The following is a 24,933-nucleotide window of genomic DNA, read 5'->3' on the forward strand; positions in this document are numbered from 1 at the left end:
CCTATCTATCGCAGCAAGAATATAATGTTTTGAATTTAGCAGAATGTGGCATTTTATTTACATTTAATTAACCATTTCAATAGTGAATTATTCTTACCACTGGCGCTCATAGCCAATATTAGGCATAAGAAATGACTAAATATGCAGCAAAAATACTGGCAACTAACACCTTCTTTTATAATGGGTTAAATGACAAGTAATAAAGAGGTTGATTTTAAGTTTGACGTTTTTTACCGAACGGCAGAACGAATATTCTTGCAAACGAGAAGAATTGGGCAGTTTAGTTAACCGATACCAAAAAGAAGATGTTGATCACAAAAATTACACATTTAAGAAGTTGTCTAGCAGCTCATAACCCTGTTGAGTTTTAATGGACTCTGGGTGAAATTGAACTGCATAGATAGGTAATGTCTTGTGCTGATAACCCATAATCTCATCTCGGCTTCCATCCGCAAATGCAGTCCAAGACGTAACCTCAAAACAGTCTGGCAAAGTCTCTTTGCAAACAATAAGTGAATGATAGCGAGTCACAGTTAAAGGGTTATTTAAGTTTGCAAACAAACCTTTAGACGCATGTCTAATGGGGGAGGTTTTACCGTGCATCACCGACCTCGCCTTTATCACCTCCCCACCAAAGACTTGCGCGATAGCTTGATGGCCAAGGCAAACGCCCAAAATCGGCAACTTTCCTGCAAAATGTTCTATCGCTTGCAACGAGATCCCAGCTTCATCTGGCGTACAAGGTCCAGGTGAAATGACCAAATATGAAGGTGCCATTGCTTCTATATCTGCTAACGACACTTCATCATTACGTACAACTTCGACTTCAACATTTAGTTCACGGAAGTACTGATATAAGTTGTAGGTAAAAGAGTCATAGTTGTCGATGATAACCAGCATAATATTGGGTCTGCGTTGCGATAAAAGGTGTTCACTTCTCAGTGGCAGCTATTGTGCAGTTCAGAAATAGAAAGGCAAGAAAAAATTCGTCATCAAGGCAGAACAACTGCAGTTTGGTATATCGACGCTCTCCCAATAACCCCTTAGCTACCAACAATAATATTGGTAGTGAATAAGCCTCTTTTTCGCTTATACTGTGCCACCAATTGTGACTTCTGCTGCTATCAATTGGTTAAATTTCCAGCTAATTACTCGGCGAAATTTTCGAGAACGTATGACTTAATAGGTGATCAGCTTGATACATATCCACCACTTAATCGATTCAATGAAGCCATTACTGGAGCATTATGGATATCTTGCACTGATCGTTTCTATTTTTTTTGAAGGCACCGGTATCCCTTTACCAGGCCAATCAGTACTTATAACTGCTTCAATTCTAGCTTCTCAAGGAGTAATGAATTTCCCGCTAGTTATCACTGTAGGCTGGATAAGTTGTTTTATGGGAAACACCTGCGGCTATTTTATCGGGTACTACTTCGAGAGTTGGCTGGCTAAAAAAGGCTACATCTCTGAGAGCAAATTGCAAAAAATGCATCAGAAAATTCAAAAATACGGCCCTACTGTCTTGGTCATTAGCCGTTTTGTTGAAGGCTTAAAACAATTTATGCCCTTGGCTTGTGGAATGGCTAAGATGTCTAAAAAAGCATTTTTTATTGGCAATGCAATTGCCTCGACGCTGTGGGTGATTGTATTTAGTGTTTTGGTCAACTACATATTTGCACATTTAGACAACGTACTGCACTTTTATCATCACCACAAAATTCTACTTTGGGGCTTAACTGGAGTTGTTATCGCAGCGATTGCTTACTTTATTCTGAGTAAAAGACGTCAATAATTTTGGTTGCTTTTGCTTTTGCTTTTGCTTTTGCTTTAAACAACAGCTGTAGAAAATCATATCTTTCACAAGAGCGAACAGCCAACTGTGATATATTGCGCGCTCAACTCAAGTGGCTAAAGAATAAAACAACAGATTTATGAACAAATTTAAACTCGCGATGTTGACAGTAGGTGCAGCGCTCGCACTGTCAGGGTGCCAAACTATCAACCCACAGAACATCCAAACTACCGCTTCAAAACAAACCATTGAGACCGCAAAAAAAGATGTCGCTCAGTTCCATCACGTAAATACATTCGATATCAAAGTATACGATAATGGCGTGATATATCTGAAGATGAGAAAGCCACCAGGTACTGTTTGGATAACCACAGAAACCAATGAAGTGGGTTATCGAGTTTCTTGTGAGACTTTTAAATATTTCGTCGAAAAGGGAATGGTAGTGAGAGTGAACTTCCAAGGTGGCACAACCGAAGACTACGACCTTGCTCGCTGCGAAACTGAAACACCGACAAATTTTTTCGCTAACAAGAAAAGCTAATTCACTTTTCTACAAATAATAAGCCCCTTGAACTCATCTGAGTCCAAGGGGCTTTTGCTAAATAATGAATCTACGGTCTTGCGACAAAACCAACCGCTTCATAGGCTTTTGCCAACGTAACCGAGGCGCGAGCAGAGGCTTTTTCTGCACCTTCTTTCATGACGGAATCTAAGTAAGCACGATCCTCACGAATTCGCTTGTATTCAGCTTGAACAGGCTCAAGCATCGCCACAATCGCCTCACCCACATCTTTCTTAAACGGACCGTACATTTCCACGCCTTGGTATTGCGCTTCAATCTCTACAAAGCTTTTTCCTGTAGCGGCTGCATACAGTCCCATCAAATTAGAAATCCCAGCTTTGTTTTCGATATCGTAAGCAATACGCGGCGGAGTTTCAGTATCTGTTTGCGCTTTGTTAATCTTCTTAAGGATAGATTTTGGGTCTTCAAGCAGTGTGATCACGTTCTTGCGATTGTCATCCGACTTAGACATTTTCTTCGTCGCATCTTGAAGGCTCATAACACGTGCGTTCACTTTCGGAATATATGGCTCAGGTACAGTAAAAATTGGGTTATCTGCACCATAGATATTGTTAAAGCGCGTCGCGATATCACGTGCTAATTCTAAGTGTTGTTTTTGGTCATTACCCACTGGCACTTGATGCGCACCATAAAGCAGGATATCGGCTGCCATCAATACCGGATAACCAAACAAACCCGCATTGACATCATTCGCATAACGACTAGATTTGTCTTTAAACTGCGTCATACGACTCAACTCACCCATTTGGGTATAGCAGTTAAGAAGCCAACCTAATTGAGCGTGTTCTGGTACGTGTGACTGAACAAATAACGGGCTCTTTTTAGGGTCAACACCAACGGCAAGACAGATTGATAACGCATCTAATGTGGCTTCATGCAGAGCTTGCGGATCTTGACGAACCGTAATCGCGTGAAGATCAACAACACAATACTGGCAATCGTAGTCATCTTGCATTTGTTGCCATTGACGAAGAGCACCCAAGTAGTTACCAATACTTAGTTCACCAGAAGGTTGAACACCACTCAATACGATGGGTTTGCTCATAGGTTTTATTCCTTAGACTTCTTAATAAAATTCGATTTAAGCTGTGCCAGTTAATAAGTACACAGCGGGTTCAGTGTACTCATTAACCAGTATTTTTCTAGTGAAAAATCGGGGAAGATGAAAATTAGGCTGTTACAGAGACTAGCTCTATCAGTTCTAGCAAAGAGTCAGCAACATAATCGGGCTTGGAATCTGCGATTGGCTCGCCGTGATTGTAACCATAGGTAAGTGCGAAAGAGTGACAGCCGGCATTTTGAGCAGCGCGAATATCATTTTTGGAATCGCCTACCATCAGCATTTCTTCTGACTTAAGCTTGTATTTGCTTAACAGCCAATTAAGAGCTTCAGGATCTGGCTTTCGGTTAGAAAAGGTATCGCCACCAATAACATCTGAAAAAAAGACGTCTAGGCCATGCTGAGCCAACACTTCAGGCACAAACTTAGAAGGTTTGTTGGTCACTAACGCAAGCTTGAAGCCTGCCTCATGTAATTGAGCTAAAGCAGCTTTAGCATGAGGATAGAGGTGACTAAGACGATGGCCACCTTGTTCATAGTAGTCATCAAACAGCTGTCTAGCTTTAGCCAGTGTCTCTGAGCTCAATTGTTCCGATACTTGTATATTCTGGCTTAGAGAACGACCAATCAGTAAATCGGCACCGTTACCAACATAGTTTTTAACTTGCTCTAGACTAACTGAGGGAAAGCCTAAAGCCTTAACCGCCTTATCAGCGGCCTCTGCAAGATCTGGTACACTATCTAACAAGGTCCCATCAAGATCGAAAGCGATCAACTTTATTGTATTAAACGACATCTTTTATCCACAAGTAACTAAATTTGAGGTAGTTATTTAACCTTCGCTAGCTCAGCTCTCATCTGATCAATAACCTGCTTGTAATCCGGCTGACCAAAAATAGCAGAGCCCGCAACAAACATATCTGCACCAGCCGCAGCAATTTCAGCGATATTGTCTGCTTTCACCCCACCATCGATTTCTAAGCGAATATCTCGACCCGATTCAATGATACGTTGTTTTACCGCTCTAAGCTTATCCAGTGTGTGCGGGATAAATGACTGGCCACCGAAGCCTGGATTTACAGACATCAACAAAATCATATCAACTTTGTCCATGATGTAGTCTAGGCAAGTGAGAGGAGTCGCCGGATTTAGAACAACGCCAGCTTTGCAGCCGTGATCTTTTATTAACTGTAAGCTTCTATCGACATGCTCAGAGGCTTCTGCATGAAAGGTAATCATCGACGCGCCTGCATTAGCGAAATCTGGGATGATGCGATCTACTGGCTTCACCATCAAATGCACATCAATAGGTGCTGTAATACCATAATCACGCAAAGCCTTGCAGATAGGAGCACCGAAAGTCAGATTTGGCACATAGTGATTATCCATGACGTCAAAATGCACAACGTCTGCTCCAGCTGCTAATACGTTTTCAACCTCTTCGCCTAAACGAGCAAAGTCGGCAGATAAAATCGATGGAGCAATAAGAAAATCTTTCATGTCAGGCCTCTTGATTAGCGCGATATTTGAACTCTACGCGCTGATTCTACCTAAGCCTTCATTCAGATCATAGGTTGAATTGATACTTTAAAGCTTATTCGTTAAGAGGCGTGGAGCAACAAAGCTCTATTCTGGTTCTTTTGGCATGTATAGAGCCAATAGCTCATCGACTTTATTTCGACCATTACCATTGCGACTAATGGTGCGTTTCACCTTGACTACATTGAGCGTAGCGCCATGATATAAACGCCTAGTTAACGTCGTATCGTGATTGGAAATAAGAACAGGAATACCGCGCTTTAATGCTGCCGTTTCTGATACGTCGGCGAGAGCAGCTTGATCATCGAGAGTAAAGCCATTTCCTGAGTAGGATGTAAAGTTCGCTGTTGTAGACAAAGGGGCGTATGGAGGATCGCAATATACCACACCACCCTTGCGCGTTTTTTTGAATGTGTCTGAATAACTCTGACATACAAAGGTTGCTTTCTTTGATTTCTCGGCAAAAAACTCTAATTCTGCTTCTGGGAAATAGGGCTTCTTGTACGAACCAAAAGGCACGTTAAATCCACCTTTTTTGTTGTAGCGGCACAATCCGTTGAAGCCAAAGCGGTTCATATAGAGAAAAGCCAACGACCGATACATGACGTCGTCAGTTTGATTAAACTGAGCTCTAACATCCAAATAGGCTGCTTTGCGATTGTTTTCAGGAGTAAACCAACGTTTCGCCTCAGAAATGTATTTTGTTGGCTCTTTTTTAAGCAGATTGTACAAGTTGATCAAGTCGGGATTGATATCTGCTAGGAGGTACTGTTCATAGTCGGTATTTAAAAATATCGACCCTGCTCCAACAAAAGGCTCAACCAACTTTCGAGCAGGAGGCAGATGGCGCTGAATGTCTTCTACAAGGCTGTATTTTCCACCTGCCCATTTCAGAAAGGCTCGTCTTTTCATTTCCTGCTCAATTTACCCGGAGTTTGTTGTTCTTTTGAGATTAAATTTTGTTCGCAAAAGGCCAACGCGACCCTAGGCAACAATAAGGCTGCGGAATGTAACATATTTTCACGCGAAGCTCAGCGTTAATTCGCACGATTTATTTCTCTTTGCACCTGACTTAAAGATTTCGCCCAAGGCCCGACACTTTGCAGATTCCGTGGAAGCGTATCTACCGCATCGCGTGCTAACTGAATTGTTGGGTAATTATCGTACGTGACAATATACCAATCCTTGCCACTTCGCACTGTTGGATAGACAAACACCTTGTTATTTAGCTGATACTTATCAATGAATTGCTTAACTTCAGGCAGAGTATTTACTGCTGCTAGTTGCAAGGTATAACTTCTTGGAGAAAATGCTTCGAGTTGTTTAGTAGAAAATACAACTTGAGTCGGTTTAATCTGAACTTCTGTGCTAGGTGGTGGGTTGATAGTCGATGTCGAAGTTGCTGCGGTGGCCGCCGCATTGTTATCGCTGACTTGAGAGGTGTTTTGAGTTTGCGCTGTTGCTGGAGTCTTCGGAGATTCATCCTGCATTAATTTATCTACGATAGCCGATGACACAACGACACGATTTTTGTCGCTATCCACCTGGCCAACGCTGGCCGTTTTCGCTACCACTTGAGGTGGTAAAGAAGTCGAGTCGTCAACCGCATTAGAGTCTATTGCTTTTTGAATAGCAACGGCTTGAGGGTTAGATGTTTGGGCAGCTGTATTTTGTTGCCCTGCCGTTCGTTCATTTTGCTCAGCAGAGGGTAACGTCGGAATGGCGGTTTGCTCTTTTGGGGTTTGGGAGGCAATGTTGCTCACTTGGCTATCTGGGCTCGGCTGCCCCAATAACCACCAATAACCACCGCCTACGATAACCGCTAACAAAACCACTAACATCGCTATTTTTGTTGGAGATCCTACCATCGAACGTATGATGATCCGCTTTGTCACTTTCTGTTCTCCTAATCTCATTATTTCACCAGGCAGCAACTTAACCTTTCGGTAGGCATTTCGAACTCGTCGCTCCATATCATCTTCGACAAAACGTATCACTAATTGTTCAAAGAATCGATCTGCTTCTTCTTGATTTAACGCGTCAATTTCAATATCGATAGGTTTTTGTTCTTGACCGTGACTCAGTCGAGATAACGTGGATTCCGTTTGCTTCGATTGCGAGAATAGCAACACATTCAGCGTCCAATGAGGACAAGCTTGCGTCTCTTGGACTAGGGTCCATAACTCCCCTAAAAAGCCGTCCGTCAAATGATGGGCATCATCGACAACAATCACAATGTCGCACGCTTCATCTTCTAGAAGCGCAGAGAAAGTCTCAACGAGTGAATCTTGGGGATTAAACAGCGGATCAGAAAATAATTGAGTAATCAGTATAGAGCGGTGTTGCTCATCATCTTGGCTGGGATGGCACATGATTAACGCTTGATTTTTATCTTCTGACCAAGCCTCCAAGTAGCGATGAGCAATCCAAGACTTTCCAGCGCCTTTATCACCGCTAATGGTTACCAGATTTGAGCCGAAGTTAGTAAGTAGCTGTATACGCTCTAGTAATTCTACTTGAGATTCTAACTCCAACACACGTAATTCATGCGCTAAGCTCATTCAGCCATCCCGTGGGCTTTCCCTTTAAGTTAAGAAGAAATTAGATTGTACGACAATAATTTATCGCGTCTTCAATTACCGATTCAGGTACGTTCTTCACAACTTTCGCTGTACCAATACTGGTTGGTAAAATTAACCTAAGTTCACCTGCTAATACCTTTTTGTCACGCATCATGTGACGCATAAAATCATTGAAAGACATGCTTTCTGGTGTACGAACCGGTAACTTAGCTTTTTTCAGTATAGTTACAATCCTGTCAACTTGCTGTGCGGTAATTAAACCTTGATATTCAGCGGTTTTCGCCGCCATTGCAGTACCCGCAGACACCGCTTCACCATGTAACCACTGACCATACCCAAGCTCTGCTTCAATCGCATGACCAAAAGTATGCCCAAGATTCAGCAAAGCGCGAATACCAGACTCTTTTTCATCTTGTGCTACCACTTCCGCTTTAATTTGGCAGCATCTGGCAATAGCGTACGTTAATGCTTTCTCGTCGAGAGCATACAATTTTTCAAGGTTTTGCTCTAACCAAGAGAAAAATTCACCGTCATAGATGATGCCGTACTTGATCACCTCAGCAATGCCAGCTGCAAATTCCTTTTCCGGTAGTGTCGAAAGGCACTCTATATCTATCACCACAGATTGTGGCTGATAAAATGCGCCTATCATATTTTTACCAAGCGGATGATTGACAGCAGTTTTACCACCAACTGACGAATCCACTTGTGATAGTAGCGTTGTTGGCATCTGAATAAAGTCGACTCCGCGCTGATAGCACGCAGCAGCAAAACCGACCAGGTCACCAATCACTCCCCCGCCTAAAGCAATAAGTGCTACATCTCGGCTATAGTTACCTTCCAATAAAAAAGTCATTACCGTATTGAAGGTATCTAATGATTTGAACTGTTCACCATCAGGTAGTTCAAGTAACGAGGTAGCACAACCTAATTGCGCTAATTGATTAAGGACTTTCTCAGCATACAAAGGTGCGACAGTCTCATTGCTGATGATGACGACTTTTTGTTTGCTAGATAAGTGTGGGGAAAGATATGCCGAATCACTGAATAATCCGGCACCGATAGAAATTGGGTAGCTCCGCTCACCTAAATTGACCGTAATCCGATCCATGGCTTGCACTCCAAATAAAAATTATGATTAGCGTTCTTCTAACATTTTTACTATTTGGTTGGCTACCACTTTCGCACTTTGATCATCAGTACGAACAGTATAATCTGCCACTTCTTCATACAAACCATTGCGTTCGCTAGCTAGATCCTCGAGAACTTCTCTTGGATTGTCTGTTTGCAGCAATGGACGTTTTTTATCTCGGTTAGTACGCGCCAGCTGTTTGTCGATTGTCGTTTCTAAGTAAACAACGACACCTCTTGCAGACAAACGGTTGCGGTTGTCTCGGCTTTTAATAGAGCCGCCACCTGTCGCTAGAACAATACCTTGTTGTTCTGTTAGGTCATTAATAACGGCTTCCTCACGTTTACGGAAACCATCTTCACCTTCGACATCAAATACCCAAGCGATATCTGCGCCAGTACGCTCTTCGATCACTGTATCAGAGTCGACGAACTCCATATGCAGTTGTTGAGCAAGGTGTCTACCAATTGTGCTTTTGCCGGCCCCCATTGGGCCAACTAAGAAAATATTGCGTTTATCAGCCATGTTAAGCAGTAATTTACAACGTTAATTCAATGACATCGCCACAAGAAAGTCAGTCTAAACTAACATTTAAGACGCTTGTGGCACCGATTCCTCACAGATAATTCGTGATAAGACCCGAAATTATCTAGATATGATGGCATTAATGCAACTTTATTTTTTTGCTACACTCATCTTTCAGCACTCATTACATTCGGCGTAACAAAGATAACTAACTCACTTCTCGTTTTCTGTTCATAATTACGACGAAATAGAGCACCTAGCAAAGGTAAGTCTCCCAGCACGGGAACTTTCTCTGCTACTTCAATGATACTATTTTGATGAATCCCCCCAAGTACTAACGTTGCACCATCATTTACTAGTACTTGGGTTCCAATTTTTTGCGTATCAACTGCCACCGCCTCACCTGTACCTGTTTGAACTACATCGCCAGGGTGATCTTGCGTTACATCGATATCTAATAAGATTCGATGGTCCGGCATTATCTTCGGTGTCACAGTTAAACTCAATACAGCTTTCTTAAATGATACAGAAGTTGCACCACTTGACGAAGACTCCGAATAAGGTATCTCCGTTCCTTGCTCTATGTAAGCAGGGTTTAGATCGGTGGTAATTAACCGGGGACTGGAAATAATTTCTGCTTTTGATTCTCTTTGCAAAGCGGAAAGTTCCAGATCCAGCAATGCGCCACTACCAAACTTAGCTACTTGAAATGCCAACGTTGCCGCACCTGTGCTGGTTGCAGGCAAATTCACATTAAACAAGTGATCAATACCGGATGAGTCTATATCCAGCGAGGCCGGATTGACAACTTGACTTGCAGAAGTATAGCTCCACTTAACTCCCAATTCATCCAAATTTCCTTCTTTAATTGATACAATTCTTGCTTCTATTTGAACTTGTTTCTTTTCTATATCAATCAGTGAAAGGAATTCATTGACTACATCAATTCTCTCGGGTTGGTCTGTGACGATAATAGCATTTGCATTAGGTAGCCTAGTTAACGAGCCATACTCAGACAATAAAGAGCTTCCCCCTTCCCCGTTAATGAGATCCATCGCTTTAGCTGTATCAATATACTTAACATGAAATATTTTGCTATTTAAGGAAGGTTGTCTGTCCATTGTTATTTGAGAGCTAACCTCTTCAGCAGTAGATACAAGTATAATGTTTCCTTCAACCTGCCGAACTAAACTCTTCATTTTTAATATAGTATCTAATGCTGTTCGCCAACTGACGTCTTGCAGCCGGATAGAAAGGCTGCCAGATACGGCATCTGAGATAACGATATTAAAATCACTATACCCCGCCAACAGTTGTAGAACATTGCGAATGGGAATATCCTGAAAATCTAGGTTAAGCAATGCTTCAGATTTTGCCTCCAATACATCTCGTTGCATTTGAGGACTCTCTGTGGGTTCTTTTGCTTCAACTGAACAACAAAAACTTAAGAAAAGTATTAGCAGAGAATTTATAGGTAAGGGTCTATTTGTACATACGCCCACTAGTATTACCTCAATAAAGTTATCGTTTTAGGTAAATTGCAATTCTCCAAGCTTCCGCTGTTATTATTTATTATCAATTCATTAGCAGTAATACCCGCGACTTGACCATAGTTAAAGCCAATAGACTCTCCAATAGCTAAGGTTCTCAATTCACCTAGCGGAGTAGCCACAATGGCCTTTTTTCCGTGAGAAAATTCCACATAGCCAAAATACTTCATCGCTTCGACAGGTACTTTTATCTCAGCGGAAAATGTTGAACTCGGTAAATTTTCGCCGCACACCGAAAGATTGTGCTCAGACTCGTTCTTCAAATATGGGTGGATGAATATAGGCGGTGATTGCTGCTGTTTATATTTAGGAATCTCAGACAAGGACCAATCAGAAAAAAGCTGCACCTGAGAGTTTGAATATTGACTCTCTGCGACCGTTGTAAGGTTGTCTAATCGAACGACAAATTGATCAAGAGAATCAGTATTCGCCTTACAAGCTGTTAGTATCAGAAAAGAAAAAAGAAAAAAACATTTACAATGCATTACTAACTACATATTCCGTCAATACAATTTAGCCGCATCAAAATAGCTCGCATATAAAGTGATACTTCTTCGCTTTCACGTCCAACACGCTTCCATTCGATTGTTTTAGTGGTGATTAAATAAGGAAGGTAAGAGACGTTCTGCAGAAAATAACCAATATCGTTCCAATTACTCGTCACTTGTATTAACAATGGGTATCCCACAAATAGCCCTTCTGTCTGTAATTCGCCCCATTGAAGTCGCACGATAGATACTTCGGTCTTTTTCGCAATGCTATGCATATCGGCCATTAGCTGAGCTCTATTCGACAACATTTCAGTATTCAAAGGTGAGCCTGCAAGCTGTCTTTTAAGTACAGAGAGCCTATTTGCTAGCTGAGCATGATTTTGAACTTCTTGGACTTGCTTTAGCAGAGCTACCTTAAGACCATGCTCTTTATCAGTTGCAACTTCTAAAGCCACTAATTTTTCTGATAAAAAAATCCGCCACCCCACAATAAGGATAAATAGAAACAAACCTATCATTAAGATAAACTTGGCGAGTTTAGACGTTATAAACCATTGTTCGATATCTAGGTTACTAAATAGACTCTTACTTGTTGCTATCTTCATTGGACTCTAGAAAAAAAGACAGTGAGAAAGCATGCATTTCACTGCTATTACTCGTAGGTTTGTTCGCAATTGAATGTACTTTTACATTGCTTATTAAAGAGTGCTCCAACATAGTTTGTGCAACATTTGTGATACTTTCAGCTCGGCGGCTGACTCCTTCAATGTCCACTTTCATATTTTCTGCGGTCACTCTTTCAATATAAATATCGTAGGTTAACATTTCGCCTAGAAGGTTCATCAGCCAAACGGCCTTCCCGCGTTCAGACATAATATTATTTAGTATTCTCACGCGTTTTTGCAGCTCCGCGTACTTTTTCTTGACCTCGTAAAAATCACTCTTTTGCTGCCCAATTCTTAATGTTTGTTCGGTTAAAAACTGATTGCGTGATACTTGCAACTCGTACTGATTGGCTAAATAATCGCCTATAGACTTTAAAGCAAATAAAGCTAACAGACCGCTCACTAGCGACATCACCAATAAATTGCGTTTATTGACTTTTTGTTGCCACTTCCTCCAAGGCAAAAGGTTGATGTTACGCAATAGCTTCTCCGACACTCCAACATAGTCCGTTCAATGCAGCGCCTAGTGCTATCGAATATGCACCTGCTTTTTCGAGACAGATAAGTTCGCCGTCACTAAGCTTGTTAACTAGGCATGAAAATGGAGAAACTACTTCGCAAGGTAATTGAAGACTGGTTGCCACTACTGATATTTCTTTGTGTGTTAGATAACTTCCCCCAGTAAACCACACACCATCAATAGCGATGTCCTGCTTGTCGGCTATAAATCTGGCTATTTTATCGGCTACGCTCCTCTCTCTAGAAAACTCGTCTTTCGCGTCGTAAGCGGTCGTAATAGGGTTATGCTGATTGTCTAGGTTCGCTGTATAAAACAGTGGTAATAAATCTTTTGCTAGCATGCACATACGTAAGATACTGTGGCTAATGTCAACCAGAAGCCAACTCAATTTACTTTTTTGAAGACTAAGCCTCTGCCAAAGCCTAGTGAGACTTCTAACTTTAGTATCCATAAGTATTGGTTTTAGACCCGACTTTTTTAGAACACTAATATTGTTATCAACAAAAGATTTTTTGGTTGCATACACTGAATATTGCATCTCAGTGCAATTTTCTGATTTGTCTTTATCTATGCTTACTGGCATGTAGTCGATACTCAACTCTTCTGGAAGACACAAAACCAACTGTGCCATAGCTTGAGTCAAGGCATAGGTTCTCTCGCTCCCCTCTAATACACTATCTATATGTATTTCTTTGCTAATTACGAGGGAGTCATCGATAGCAATAGACACTTTGCGAGCATTTAATGGTAAGCTCTTTCTTAGTTCTTTGAGTTTCTTTACAATTTCCTGATAATCTTGCGTCAAGTTATCAGAGAATACGTAAAATTCTATCGGTATTTCTTTGTAACAGATAAGCCTTAAAGCTTGATTGACCTGCTTTAAGACGACGGCTTTTACACTTTTTGGACCAAAATCCAAACCAGTGATCAATGAGTTACCCATAAAACTGAGCTCCAATGTTTGCTTAGCTCAGTAATAATCAAGATGAATGATGAGTTCAATGTCATTCAAATTTGAGCTAAATTTATTAGCTCAGAATACAAAGGTATGCCGTATGGCAGCCCTAACTAATCAGGGATTCTCCGGTGAAGTTCATAAAGCGATTGTTTATTTTTTTCTTAGTTTGCACGGTTCTTGGAGTCGGTACTATCTTCGGTCTCTACATGTATGTAAAACCGTCTCTGCCTGACGTCGCAACGCTGAAAGATGTGAGATTGCAAACACCAATGCAGGTGTTTAGCCAAGATGGGAAGCTCATAGCTGAATATGGTGAGAAAAGGCGTATACCTGTAACATTCAGTGAGATTCCACAAAACCTTATCAATGCCTTAATTGCGACCGAAGATAGTCGCTTCTATGAGCATCCTGGATTTGATCCTATTGGTATTATTCGTGCTGCTTTCGTCGTTGCCATTTCAGGGCATGCGAAACAAGGTGCGAGTACGATAACCCAACAATTAGCAAGAAATTTCTTCCTCACTGACAAGAAAAGTATTATGAGGAAAATTAAAGAAATTTTTATTGCTGTACACATAGAACATTTGCTGACTAAAAATGAGATACTCCAGCTTTATATCAACAAAATATTCTTAGGTTATCGTTCATATGGTTTTGGCGCTGCAGCGCAAGTATATTTCGGCAAACCATTGCAGGACTTAGATCTAAGCCAAATAGCCGTACTCGCTGGCCTACCGAAAGCGCCTTCTACATTAAACCCGATTTATTCTGTAACCAGAGCCAGAGATCGACGCGATACCGTCTTGCAGCGCATGCTTGAGGAAAATTACATTACACCTCAGCAATTCAAGCAAGCTAAAGCAGAGCCTGTTGTTGCTAGCTATCATCCAGCGGAAATCCAACTGCATGCTCCGTATGTAGCAGAGATGGCAAGAGCGTGGGCTGTGGCACATTACGGTGACGAAGCCTATACCTCCGGCCTTAATATCTATACAACCGTAACGTCCAAGCTACAAAAAGCAGCGAACAATGCTGCCATCGATAACTTACTAAACTACGATGAAAGGCACGGTTATCGCGGACCTCAGCGAGTGTTGTGGCAACCAAACCAAACGCCATTCACTCAAGAGCAAATTCAAGCTGAACTAAAAAATACACCAACCTATGGCGAGTTAAGCCCTGCTGTTGTTACCGCTGTAAATAATCAAACTGCAACGGTTTGGGTGAAGAATCACGGCCAACAAACCATCATTTGGGATGGTATGAATTGGGCGAGAAAATTCATTACCGATGATCGTCAAGGCCCTGCTCCGAAAAGTGCCAATGACATTCTCGCCGTTGGTCAAGAAGTTTGGGTTCGTCAAGTCGAGACTCCGAAAAAGGACCAAGATAACTTTCCAGACAAAATGTGGGCACTTAGCCAAGTACCAAATGCCAATACAGCATTTGTGGCAATGAACCCTGAGAATGGAGCTATATTGGCGTTAGTGGGAGGATTTAACTACGTACACAGTAAGTTTAACCGCGCAACGCAATCCATTCGCCAAGTGGGCTCAAGTATCAAACCATTTATTTATTCGGACGCTCTAAATAGTGGCATGACGCTCGCGACATTAATTAACGATGCTCCAATTAATAAATGGGATAAGAGTCAAGGTACGGCATGGCGTCCACAAAACTCGCCACCAATTTATCTTGGCCCTACTCGTCTACGTATCGGATTGGCACAATCAATTAACGTCATGGCAATTCGCGTACTCAGAGCAGTCGGTTTAGAAAACGTTCGCCATTATCTAACTCGATTCGGCTTTAAACTCGATCACTTACCAGACTCAGAAACCATCGCTCTGGGTGCAGGCAGTTTAACTCCTGTTAGGCTAGCTCAAGGTTATTCGGTGTTTGCGAACGGTGGTTACTTTGTTAAGCCGTTCTTCATCAGCAAAATTGTTGGCCCTTATGGGGATGTGCTTTATCAAGCCAATCCAAGTGTGGTTTGCCAATCAAAAGACTGTGAAGCTGACGTGCCTGATGCAACCAAACCAAATACGGCTGCAACCGATCAAACAGACGATACCACTCAGTCACCTGACGCAACGAATAATGATACAGACAATCAATTAAATACGGTTGCCGCATCAACATCTGGTACCACGAATATTGACAAAATTATTCCGCCAACTGCACTCGTCAATAAAGATGAAATAGCGCAAACGGCTCCAGTTCCACCGAAGCCACACTATGCAAAACGTGTTATCTCACAGCAGAATGCTTTCCTAGTGAGACAAATGCTGTATAGCAATATTTGGGGTGGCGGTAACTGGGCAAAAGGTACAGGTTGGAATGGTACTGGTTGGCGTGCACAAGTTCTTCATCGCCGAGATATTGGAGGTAAAACAGGTACAACCAATGACTCGAAAGACACTTGGTATAACGGTTTTGGACCAGATATCGTCGCCACGGCATGGGTTGGCTTTGACAACCATAGCCGAGATTTAGGTCGCACAACACGTAACCCTAATCTTGGGAAGGATCAGATCTCTGGCGCAGAGTCTGGCGCAAAAACAGCAGAACCAGCTTGGATAGACTTTATGCGTGTCGCTCTGAAAGATCATCCAGAAAAAGAGCTTGTACTTCCACCGCATATCATCCGTGTACGGATTGACAGAGCGACGGGCTTATTGACAAATAAAACTGACTATACCTCTATGTTTGAGTACTTTATCCAAGGCACTCAACCTACGGAATACGTCAGTGATAGCTCCTCAGAAAATACCTCTGCAACGGAGCAGATTTTCTAAGCGGCAGCTAACGAGTCAATCTTGAAACTAAATTGGAGAGCAAATTTGCTCTCCAATTTTTATTTCGATCTAATTTATACAAGTAATGTTCGAATAAACTCCGCTAACTGCTCAAAGCGGCTTCTTAAAGGAGATCCTGGTCGATACGCCAAAACAATACTTCGAGTTGGAATTGGGTTGACTGCCTTAATGTAACAAACACCATCTTTTTGCTTTTCTTTTGGCAATGATAATTCAGGTAGTAGAGTAATACCTGCCCCCGCAGCCACCATATTTCTTAAGGTTTCCAAGCTAGTTGCTTTAAAGCGTTCATCATCTTTTGCACCCGCTGCAAAACAAAATCCTAACGCTTGGTCTCGCAAGCAGTGGCCATCACCAAGCGCTAACACCGTCTTACCATTGAGCTCAAGCATATCTAGCTCTGACAAATTTGACCATTCGTGCTCACAAGGAACCGCGATACTCATTGGCTCCTCATAAATCGGAATTTCTTTAAACGGCGCAGTCTCTTCCACTGAAGCCAACACTAAACAGTCAAGTTTCCCGTCTTCTAACTGCTGAACTAATTGATGAGTCTGCGCTTCATGAAGAAAAAGCTCCAACTCATTAAACTGTTCTTTTATTGCTGGAACAATCTTCGGCAAGATATAAGGGCCAACCGTTGGAATAAAACCAATATTCATTGGTCCACTCATTTCACCCGTTTGTTCTTTTGCCATCTCTTTGAAAACTTTTACTTCTCGCAAAATTCTTTTTGCTTGCTCGATAAGCTGTAGACCTGAATCAGTGAACAAAACGCGACGACTACTTCGTTCTAATAAAGGAGAACCGAGCTCATCTTCTAACTTTCTTATTTGGCCGCTAAGCGTTGGCTGACTGACAAAACAAGCTTCTGCCGCTTTACGAAAATGCTTATGTTCAGCGAGTGCGACCAAATACTCAAAATCCCGAATATTCATTAAACCTCCGATAGGAATTGGCTATCAATTTAATAAAACCAAACGATTGGAGCTATCAACATAACGTAATCATAATATATACAATAAATACAAAACAGCAGCGAATAGTCGTTAGCAAAATATCTTACAAACGATTAACCAGAAAAGAAATTAGGAAGAAATTATGCCAGTAAACAAAGAAGGCCAATCCGTACCACAAGTGACATTTCCAACTCGCCAAGGCGATTCATGGGTCAATGTAACAACCGACGAAATCTTCAAGAATAAAACGGTTATCGTATTTAGCTTACCTGGTGCGTTTACACCAACTTGTTCATCTAGTCATTTACCTCGTTATAACGAGCTGTTTTCCGTGTTCCAACAACATGGTGTCGATGAGATTGTATGTGTATCCGTCAATGACACCTTCGTAATGAATGCTTGGAAAAGCGATCAAGAAGCTGAAAATATTACCTTTATCCCAGACGGAAATGGCGAGTTTACCGCTGGCATGGACATGCTAGTAGACAAAAATGATCTCGGTTTTGGTCAACGTTCATGGCGCTATAGCATGCTGGTTAAAAACGGCACCATTGAGAAGATGTTTATAGAACCAAGCGAGCCAGGCGACCCATTCAAGGTGTCAGATGCAGACACTATGCTTGGCTACATTGCACCAGAGCACAAAATACAAGAGTCCATCACTGTGTTTACTAAACCAGGCTGCCCGTTCTGTGCCAAAGCAAAACAAGCACTGATTGACCAAGGTCTACAATATGAAGAGGTCGTGCTAGGCAAAGATGCGACGACAGTAAGCCTAAGGGCGGTGACTGGTCGTACGACCGTGCCTCAGGTTTTCATCGGTGGAAAACATATTGGTGGCAGCGAAGAGCTAGATTTGTACCTGGCAAAATAGCAACAAAGTCGCCTAAGTCTTTTCGGTCTTAGGTGCTTTTAATCAACCTGTATTAGCACGGTGAAAATAGTATGAAGCAGTTAAATGTAGATGTAGCAGTGATTGGTGGCGGTACGGCTGGATTAGGAGCCTACCGAGCAGCGAAAGCACATACCGAAAGTGTTGTGATGGTCGAAGGCAGCGTATACGGAACCACCTGCGCGCGAGTTGGGTGTATGCCTTCAAAGTTATTGATAGCCGCTGCAGAAAGCGTCCATCAAATAGAAAAAGCACCTGGCTTTGGCATCTACCCTCAAGGCAAAACAAAAATTAATGGCCGAGAAGTAATGGATCGTGTCAAGCGAGAAAGAGACCGATTCGTTGGCTTCGTACTAGAAAGCGTTGATGAAATTCCCGCGAAAGACAAAATTGGTGGATACGCGAAGTTTGTCGATGACAATACATTGATGGTCGGTGATCACACGCAAATAAACGCCAAACGAATTGTCATTGCGACTGGTTCTAGGCCAGCATATCCCGCCGTTTGGAATGAGCTAGGCGATAAACTCATTGTCAACGATGACGTATTTGAATGGGACGATCTTCCTCAATCAGTCGCGGTATTTGGTCCGGGAGTAATTGGACTGGAACTTGGACAAGCTCTGCACCGTTTAGGCGTTAAGGTTAAGATCTTTGGTGTTGGGGGTCAGATTGGGCCGCTCACCGATCCTGAAGTCATGAGCTACGCTGACAAATCATTTCAAGAAGAGCTATATCTCGACGCAAACGTTAATGTAGAGAGTATGAAGCGAGTCAGTACTTCTGAAGGAGATAAAGTTGAGATTCAGTTTATCAACCATGAAGGAAAATTAGAGACCAATATCGTTGATTACGTACTGGCGGCTACAGGTAGAAGACCAAATACCGACAAACTCGATATTGAAAACACTAGCATTGAATTGGATGAAAAAGGCGTACCGACTGCCGAACCTTACACAATGCAAACATCGGTAGAACATATATTTATCTCTGGTGATGCAAGCAATCAAATCCCTTTACTTCACGAAGCGGCCGATCAAGGAAAAATTGCAGGCGATAACGCTGGTCGGTTCCCTGATATTCGCACTGGGCTTAGACGCTCGACCATATCCGCGGTGTTTACCGATCCCCAAATTGCCATGGTCGGCGAAAGCTATCGCCAGTTGACAGATCGTTTAGGTCAATGTGGCTGCTTCGCAACAGGTGAAGTGTCATTTGAGAACCAAGGCCGCTCAAGAGTGATGCTAAGAAACAAAGGCACTTTACATGTCTATGCAGAACAAGGAACCGGACGATTCCTTGGTGCAGAAATGATAGGACCTGACGCAGAGCACTTAGCGCACCTGTTAGCTTGGGCACATCAAAGCAAAATGACAGTATCGGAAATGTTAGATATGCCATTTTATCATCCTGTGATTGAAGAAGGTGTGAGAACTGCCCTTCGAGATGTAAATGCAAAACTGCATTTAGGACCAGAGATGATCAAACATTGCTTGGATTGCGGACCTGGATGTTAAACTAAGCATAAATATCTTGGCTTAGAATTAGCCGCAGAAAAGAAAAAAGCCCCAAAACCAATACTGGTTTGGGGCTCTCTTAGATTTTTCTAAGAAAAAGCAGTGGTACAGTAATAGACCGAGCTCTTTCCTAAATGTTCCCTAAAATTGTAATTATTTTTAAGAAAATTTTAAAGTAACTACTTTTCAACATGTTATGCAACATTGCATTTAGCAATAATTTGCTCAACTAGGTTTACTTCCAGTGCAACTTCATCGCAAGCATGCTGACGAGGGCATTGTTCACAGTCTTTAAGGACTTTCTCAGGCAATAAGGCTTTTGAGGTCGGAATAAAGTGCTGCTTCATAAAGAACTCAGGTGTACGAGTTAGTACAAACACTTTTTTAATCGCCATCTTACGCGCTTTGTTCACTAAGTGCTGCACAATAGCGCTACCTTGTCCCTGCCCTTGCCAACCCGCTTCAATTCCCAACGAGCGTATTTCGGCAAGTCCAGAGTCATAAACATACAAAGACGCGCATCCTGTCACTTCCCCATGATGCTCTGCAACGGCGAAGGAACCGATATCACGCACCAGCTCACTGCGGGAACGAGGCAGATTCTCACCCATATTCGCCCAGTAGGTCACCATGCCTTCTAAGGATTCGATATCAGTTAATCTAGCCGAGCGCACTTTCACATCTAAGTTGTCTCTTTGCGCTAAACGTTTCGACGCTTGACCAATTGCAAAGGAGACTTGCTTGTGGGAAACGCCGCCGAGCGCACTTCGTTTCTCTAGACACGACTCAATAGTGAGAATTTCATATACATCTTCCTCGATGACACTAGAGAAAGCTTTGAGATCTTCGAGTGGCAGTTCTTCAAGGGCGCAGTGCTTGGAAATCGCATCCACCACCGCAACACCAACAATATGGTGCGCTTCTCTAAATGGAATGCCTTTCGCGACCAAGTAATCGGCAAGTTCTGTTGCGTTAGCATAACCTTGCTGAGCTGCTTCCAGAGTACGCTCTGAATTCACTTTAATGCCGTCAAAACATAGAGCCGCCATTTCTAAGCAGTCGTTCCACGTATCCAGTGCATCAAATAGACCTTCTTTGTCTTCTTGCATGTCTTTGTTGTACGCAAGTGGCAAAGCTTTCACTGTCATCATCATGCTAGCTAGAGAGCCATAAACCCTACCAGTCTTACCACGAATCAACTCCAGTGCATCTGGATTTTTCTTTTGCGGCATCAATGATGAACCTGAGGTCACCGTATCTGCCAATTCAATAAAGTTAGACTCACCTGAGTTGTAGAAAATCATATCCTCAGCAAGGCGAGAAAGGTGCAGCATCGACATTGAAGCAACAGACATCAGCTCAACCACGTGGTCGCGGTCAGACACAGAATCAAGAGAGTTTCTGGTTGCTCTTCTAAAACCTAAATTGTGAGCAAGTTTCTCTCTATCAATTGGGTAAGCAGTGCCAGCCAAAGCACCAGAGCCTAACGGACAAGTATCAAGCCTTTTGATTGCATCAGACAAACGAGAATAATCACGTTCGAACATCTCAACATAAGCTAAACACCAATGAGCAAAAGTCACTGGCTGAGCTCTTTGCAGATGAGTGTAGCCCGGTAAAACTGTATCTTGGTGATTGCTTGCGACTTCAACCAACTGAGACTGAAGCTTATCGAGTGCGATAAGAAGCTGGTTTCCTTGCTGGCGACACCATAGCTTGAGATCGGTAGCCACTTGATCATTTCTAGAACGGCCTGTGTGTAGCTTTTTGCCTAAATCACCGACCTTGCTAATCAGCTGCTGCTCTACCCAAGAGTGAATGTCCTCTGCAGATGAATGCAATATCTGACTAGGGTCTTCCATTACTTCGAGCTTGAGTTCGTTTAACGCAAGCTCTAGTTTTTGTTGCTCGTCTTCGTTTAGCACGTTGACCGAAAGCAAGGCCTTGGACCATGCAATAGAGCCCACAATGTCCTGCTCGGCCAATCGGTAATCAAAGCGCAATGAATCATTAAACTCTTTGAACCGTGTGTCTGCCGCTTGGGTAAATCTTCCGCCCCATAATGCCATTGTGTCTCTCCCAGTGATTAAAAGGATCTAGCGATGCTAGATCCCAAGTCAGTTTGCTGATGTGTTATTTTTTTGAGTTATTTCTTTTCGTTTAACGCTCTGATTCTGCTTGCCAAAGAGTAAAGGCGAATGAAACCGCCAGCATGGCTTTGGTCATACACTTCATCTTCGCCGAAAGTCGCAAATTCTTCTGAATACAGGCTATTGTCAGAGCGTTTCTGCGTTACCGTAGCATGTCCTTTATAGAGTTTAATCACAACCTCGCCATTAACATCTTTTGCCAATTCTTCAGAAGCTGCTAGAACCGACTTACATAATGGAGTGAACCAGCGGCCATCATAAACTAGGTGTGAAGCTTTTACGGCAAGCTCTTCACGAAACTCAAAGCTGCTTTTATCGAGAACTAACTGCTCGACCGCACGCAAGGCTTCCATCATGATGGTGCCTCCGGGAGTTTCATAGCAACCACGAGACTTAATGCCGACTAAACGGTTCTCTACAATATCAATACGACCAACGCCGTGCTTTGCACCTTTCTCGTTTAAATAAACGAGCGTGTTGTAAGGTGTCATGCTTTCACCGTCAACTTCAACGATAGCACCTTTTTCTACTTTCAAGCTGATGTACTCAGCCTCATTTGGTGCTTGTTCAGGGTCAACCGTCCACACCCAGCAATCTTCGTTTGGCGCATTCCAAGTATCTTCAAGCACGCCACCCTCTGTGGAAATATGCCAAGCATTGGCATCTCTTGAATAGATTTTGGTTAGCGATGCCGAGCAAGGAATATTACGCTCAGCAAGATAATCTAAGCACTCTTCACGGCTAACCAAGTCCCATTCACGCCATGGAGCGATAACCGTTAGCTCTGGTGCAAGTGCAGCAAACGCACCTTCAAAACGTACTTGGTCATTCCCTTTACCCGTGCAGCCATGGCACAAAGCATCAGCTCCTACGTTTCGAGCAACCTCAACTTGTGCTTTAGCAATGATAGGGCGAGCCATTGACGTACCTAAAAGGTATTTGCCTTCGTAACAAGCGCCAGTTTTTAGAGTCGGATAAATATATTCAGCAACCATCTGCTCTTTTAAGTCGACGACATAGCACTCTGTCGCACCCGACGCTTTGGCTTTTTCTTCAATGCCATCTAGCTCTTCAGCACCTTGGCCAACATCGGCCACAAACGCAATCACTTCACAGTCATAATTTTCTTTGAGCCAAGGAATGATCACTGAGGTATCAAGACCGCCAGAGTACGCCACTACCACTTTATTGATTTGTTGTTTCGTCATTTTATTTTCTCCAATATCTTGCCCTGTGCCTGGCGGTCAGAGCAACAAAATCTGTTGTTATTAAGCTTGTTCTGCACTTGGCATAAACTGGGTCCCGATACTTTCTCCAGATAGCAACTTGGTGAGCTTTTCTGGGTATCGCCAGCTCGCGACTTCAATTTCTCGACCTAATATTTTCGCCGCTTCTAACGCTGCTTGAACTTTGACTATCATGCCGTCGGTAATGACTTGGCCTTCAATCAGCTGCTCTGCCTGCTTTTCATCCAAGCTTTTGATTAGGTGCCCTTTACCATCCAAAACGCCGCTCACATCTGATAGCAAAACCAAGTGCGCATCTAATGCTCCTGCAACAGCAACGGACGCTTGGTCGGCGTTAACGTTCATTAGCTGTCCTTGCTCAGTCAGGCCAATAGAGCTAATGATTGGCAAGGCTCCCGTTTCTAATATCGCTTGCAATACTGCCGAATCTCCGGGCGTTGCTTTACCAACCGCGCCTAATTCCGGGTCAAGCTCTGCCACGTGACACAAACCGCCATCAGCAAGACTAAGGCCCACAGCATTTATGCCAGCTTGTACCGCATTACCTTGCAGTATCTTGTTGGCTGTACCAGCTAGAGCGCCAGCAACCACGTTTATTTGATCGTAAGGCGTCACTCGCAAACCTTCTTTTTTTACTGTTTTGATTTGCAAGCTCGAAAGTAAATCGTCCACAAGGTAGCCACCACCGTGAACGATGACGATTCGTCGGTTTTCCTGCTTTTGGTAAATAGAAATTGCACTAAACACTTGATTTAAAGTTTCAGGGCAAGACAAAGCGGCTCCCCCTAACTTAATCACTAATGATGTTTTCATGTTGTCAGTCATAACTATTCCCTTGCCTTAAGTTCTATATCAAGGCTGTCATTTCAGAAAAACCGTAATGGATGTTCAAGCACTGCATTGCTTGGCTTGAAGCACCTTTAAGTAAGTTGTCGATCGCCGAAACTACGATGATATGTTGGCCACTCACTTGCCAACCGATGTTGCAAAATGGTGTGTTTTCTACGTCTTGAATGCTCGGCATCACTGCTTTTGTTAAACGAATACATGGTTCGTTGTCATAAGCACTTTCGAAAGCTGAATTCACTTCATCTAACGTGACTTCTCCTGCGAGCTTCATGGTCGTCGTTGCTAGAATTCCGCGCTTAAAGTTTCCCAAATGAGGAGTAAATACCACATCACACTCCAAGTGATTGGCAATCTCTGGCTGATGACGATGAGTAAATACACCATATGGCTTTAAACTCACCTCACAAAAGCTATTATTCGTTGTCGCTTTGCGCCCAGCGCCCGATACGCCACTTGTCGCGTTTATCACTGGCCATTGGTTAGTATCAAGCAAGCCTTGTTGTAAAAGGGGGCGAATCGCCATTTGAGATGCCGTCGGATAGCACCCAGCAACAGCAATGAGTTGAGAAGCCTTGATGGCTTCTTTATTCCACTCAGCCAAACCGTAAGCCGCTTTATCTAGCCACTGTTCATGTTGGTGTTCAAAACCATAATATTGTGGGTAAAATTGCTCAGCCTTAACACGAAACGCACCCGATAGGTCAAACACTTGGCAACCTTCAGCCAAGAATACCGGAGCAAAATCATGGCTCACTTCATGAGCGGTAGCTAAAAAGACAACATCGACTTTGCGGGCAATCTCTTGGGCATCCAGTAGTGGCTCTACCGCCATGTCAACAACACCTAATAGCTTGCCATGCAACTCTGAGATAGGTTTTCCCGCATCAACACTATTGGCGGAAACATATAAACCTGATAGCGTGAGCTCTGGGTGTTTATCTACCATCAAAGCAAGCTCACAGCCTGTATAACCACTTGCACCTATAATTATGGTTTTTAACATCTCAAATGTTCCGTTATTAATACATTTCAATTGCGATCAAATGATTTTTAATGCAAACAAAATGCAATATTTTGTATTTTTATTCATTAAAAATGAT

The 24,933-nt window shown here is 42.8% G+C and carries 23 protein-coding genes; 5 read left to right on the top strand and 18 right to left on the bottom strand.

The genetic code is table 11. The features are described from left to right. Positions 1-321 precede the first annotated feature (321 nt). Positions 322-900: an aminodeoxychorismate/anthranilate synthase component II gene (locus tag ACM2FC_RS10900; RefSeq protein WP_498480927.1), complete on the bottom strand. Its 579-nt coding sequence runs from the start codon at positions 898-900 to the stop codon at positions 322-324. Between the two features lie 295 nt (positions 901-1,195). Here ACM2FC_RS10900 and ACM2FC_RS10905 point away from each other — a divergent pair, with 295 nt between their 5' ends. Together ACM2FC_RS10905 and ACM2FC_RS10910 are read left to right on the top strand one after the other, a co-directional pair. Further along, entirely contained in the window at positions 1,196-1,795 is a 600-nt protein-coding gene (locus ACM2FC_RS10905; protein WP_498480929.1) for a DedA family protein, read from the top strand. Between the two features lie 139 nt (positions 1,796-1,934). Further along, the gene (locus ACM2FC_RS10910; RefSeq protein ID WP_498480930.1) at positions 1,935-2,336 is read left to right on the top strand and encodes a hypothetical protein; all 402 of its coding nucleotides are present in this window, start codon (positions 1,935-1,937) and stop codon (positions 2,334-2,336) included. A gap of 70 nt (positions 2,337-2,406) precedes the next feature. Here ACM2FC_RS10910 and trpS read toward each other — a convergent pair whose 3' ends face one another. The 12 genes from trpS to pilM all read right to left on the bottom strand — a co-directional run bounded on the left by trpS (position 2,407) and on the right by pilM (position 13,385). After that, the gene (trpS, locus tag ACM2FC_RS10915; protein WP_498480931.1) at positions 2,407-3,423 is read right to left on the bottom strand and encodes a tryptophan--tRNA ligase; all 1,017 of its coding nucleotides are present in this window, start codon (positions 3,421-3,423) and stop codon (positions 2,407-2,409) included. 124 nt (positions 3,424-3,547) lie between these two features. Continuing rightward, positions 3,548-4,234 (bottom strand): phosphoglycolate phosphatase, encoded by a 687-nt coding sequence (locus ACM2FC_RS10920; protein WP_498480932.1) that lies wholly within the window; start codon positions 4,232-4,234, stop codon positions 3,548-3,550. Between the two features lie 32 nt (positions 4,235-4,266). Then, positions 4,267-4,938 carry a ribulose-phosphate 3-epimerase gene (gene rpe, locus ACM2FC_RS10925; protein WP_498480933.1) on the bottom strand — a complete coding sequence of 224 codons (672 nt, stop codon included), beginning with the start codon at positions 4,936-4,938 and terminating at the stop codon, positions 4,267-4,269. A gap of 126 nt (positions 4,939-5,064) precedes the next feature. Further along, positions 5,065-5,889 (bottom strand): Dam family site-specific DNA-(adenine-N6)-methyltransferase, encoded by an 825-nt coding sequence (locus ACM2FC_RS10930; RefSeq protein ID WP_498480934.1) that lies wholly within the window; start codon positions 5,887-5,889, stop codon positions 5,065-5,067. 125 nt (positions 5,890-6,014) lie between these two features. Beyond that, complete coding sequence (locus ACM2FC_RS10935) at positions 6,015-7,538, bottom strand: SPOR domain-containing protein (protein ID WP_498480935.1); 1,524 nt, start codon at positions 7,536-7,538, stop codon at positions 6,015-6,017. Positions 7,539-7,578: 40 nt separating this feature from the next. Beyond that, the gene (aroB, locus tag ACM2FC_RS10940; protein ID WP_498480936.1) at positions 7,579-8,670 is read right to left on the bottom strand and encodes a 3-dehydroquinate synthase; all 1,092 of its coding nucleotides are present in this window, start codon (positions 8,668-8,670) and stop codon (positions 7,579-7,581) included. 27 nt (positions 8,671-8,697) lie between these two features. Then, a complete protein-coding gene (gene aroK / locus ACM2FC_RS10945) occupies positions 8,698-9,216 on the bottom strand; it encodes a shikimate kinase AroK (RefSeq protein WP_498480937.1) in 519 nt (172 codons plus the stop codon). 167 nt (positions 9,217-9,383) lie between these two features. Beyond that, a complete protein-coding gene (locus tag ACM2FC_RS10950; protein ID WP_498480938.1) occupies positions 9,384-10,718 on the bottom strand; it encodes a type IV pilus secretin PilQ in 1,335 nt (444 codons plus the stop codon). A 5-nt stretch (positions 10,719-10,723) separates the two neighbouring features. Further along, positions 10,724-11,251, bottom strand: coding sequence for a hypothetical protein (locus ACM2FC_RS10955; protein ID WP_498480939.1), 528 nt, complete (start codon positions 11,249-11,251; stop codon positions 10,724-10,726). Between the two features lie 2 nt (positions 11,252-11,253). After that, a complete protein-coding gene (locus tag ACM2FC_RS10960) occupies positions 11,254-11,862 on the bottom strand; it encodes a type IV pilus inner membrane component PilO (RefSeq protein WP_498480940.1) in 609 nt (202 codons plus the stop codon). After that, a complete protein-coding gene (locus ACM2FC_RS10965) occupies positions 11,843-12,403 on the bottom strand; it encodes a PilN domain-containing protein (protein ID WP_498480941.1) in 561 nt (186 codons plus the stop codon). Before ACM2FC_RS10965 ends, ACM2FC_RS10960 begins: the two co-directional genes overlap by 20 nt. After that, positions 12,396-13,385, bottom strand: a complete 990-nt coding sequence (gene pilM / locus ACM2FC_RS10970; RefSeq protein ID WP_498480942.1) for a pilus assembly protein PilM — start codon at positions 13,383-13,385, stop codon at positions 12,396-12,398. The genes ACM2FC_RS10965 and pilM overlap by 8 nt, the downstream gene beginning before the upstream one ends. Positions 13,386-13,528: 143 nt before the next feature. Here pilM and ACM2FC_RS10975 point away from each other — a divergent pair, with 143 nt between their 5' ends. Beyond that, complete coding sequence (locus ACM2FC_RS10975; protein ID WP_498480943.1) at positions 13,529-16,198, top strand: penicillin-binding protein 1A; 2,670 nt, start codon at positions 13,529-13,531, stop codon at positions 16,196-16,198. Positions 16,199-16,272: 74 nt separating this feature from the next. On the opposite strand, the gene oxyR is transcribed toward ACM2FC_RS10975, so the two are convergent. Further along, a complete protein-coding gene (gene oxyR / locus ACM2FC_RS10980; RefSeq protein WP_498480944.1) occupies positions 16,273-17,157 on the bottom strand; it encodes a DNA-binding transcriptional regulator OxyR in 885 nt (294 codons plus the stop codon). A gap of 163 nt (positions 17,158-17,320) precedes the next feature. Between oxyR and ACM2FC_RS10985 the strand changes: the two genes are divergently transcribed. Both ACM2FC_RS10985 and ACM2FC_RS10990 read left to right on the top strand, forming a co-directional pair. Continuing rightward, on the top strand, positions 17,321-18,052 hold the full coding sequence (locus tag ACM2FC_RS10985; RefSeq protein ID WP_498480945.1) for a glutathione peroxidase: 732 nt from the start codon (positions 17,321-17,323) through the stop codon (positions 18,050-18,052). Positions 18,053-18,123: 71 nt separating this feature from the next. Further along, positions 18,124-19,587 carry a dihydrolipoyl dehydrogenase gene (locus ACM2FC_RS10990; protein WP_498480946.1) on the top strand — a complete coding sequence of 488 codons (1,464 nt, stop codon included), beginning with the start codon at positions 18,124-18,126 and terminating at the stop codon, positions 19,585-19,587. Between the two features lie 194 nt (positions 19,588-19,781). Here the strand turns inward: ACM2FC_RS10990 and argH are convergent, their stop codons facing one another. The 4 genes from argH to argC all read right to left on the bottom strand — a co-directional run bounded on the left by argH (position 19,782) and on the right by argC (position 24,836). After that, the gene (argH, locus tag ACM2FC_RS10995) at positions 19,782-21,656 is read right to left on the bottom strand and encodes an argininosuccinate lyase (RefSeq protein ID WP_498480947.1); all 1,875 of its coding nucleotides are present in this window, start codon (positions 21,654-21,656) and stop codon (positions 19,782-19,784) included. Between the two features lie 77 nt (positions 21,657-21,733). Next, on the bottom strand, positions 21,734-22,945 hold the full coding sequence (locus ACM2FC_RS11000; protein WP_498480948.1) for an argininosuccinate synthase: 1,212 nt from the start codon (positions 22,943-22,945) through the stop codon (positions 21,734-21,736). Between the two features lie 60 nt (positions 22,946-23,005). Next, positions 23,006-23,809 carry an acetylglutamate kinase gene (argB, locus tag ACM2FC_RS11005; RefSeq protein WP_498480949.1) on the bottom strand — a complete coding sequence of 268 codons (804 nt, stop codon included), beginning with the start codon at positions 23,807-23,809 and terminating at the stop codon, positions 23,006-23,008. A gap of 22 nt (positions 23,810-23,831) precedes the next feature. Continuing rightward, a complete protein-coding gene (argC, locus tag ACM2FC_RS11010; RefSeq protein WP_498480950.1) occupies positions 23,832-24,836 on the bottom strand; it encodes an N-acetyl-gamma-glutamyl-phosphate reductase in 1,005 nt (334 codons plus the stop codon). Positions 24,837-24,933: the final 97 nt, after the last annotated feature.

Source organism: Vibrio sp. A37 (assembly GCF_059777565.1).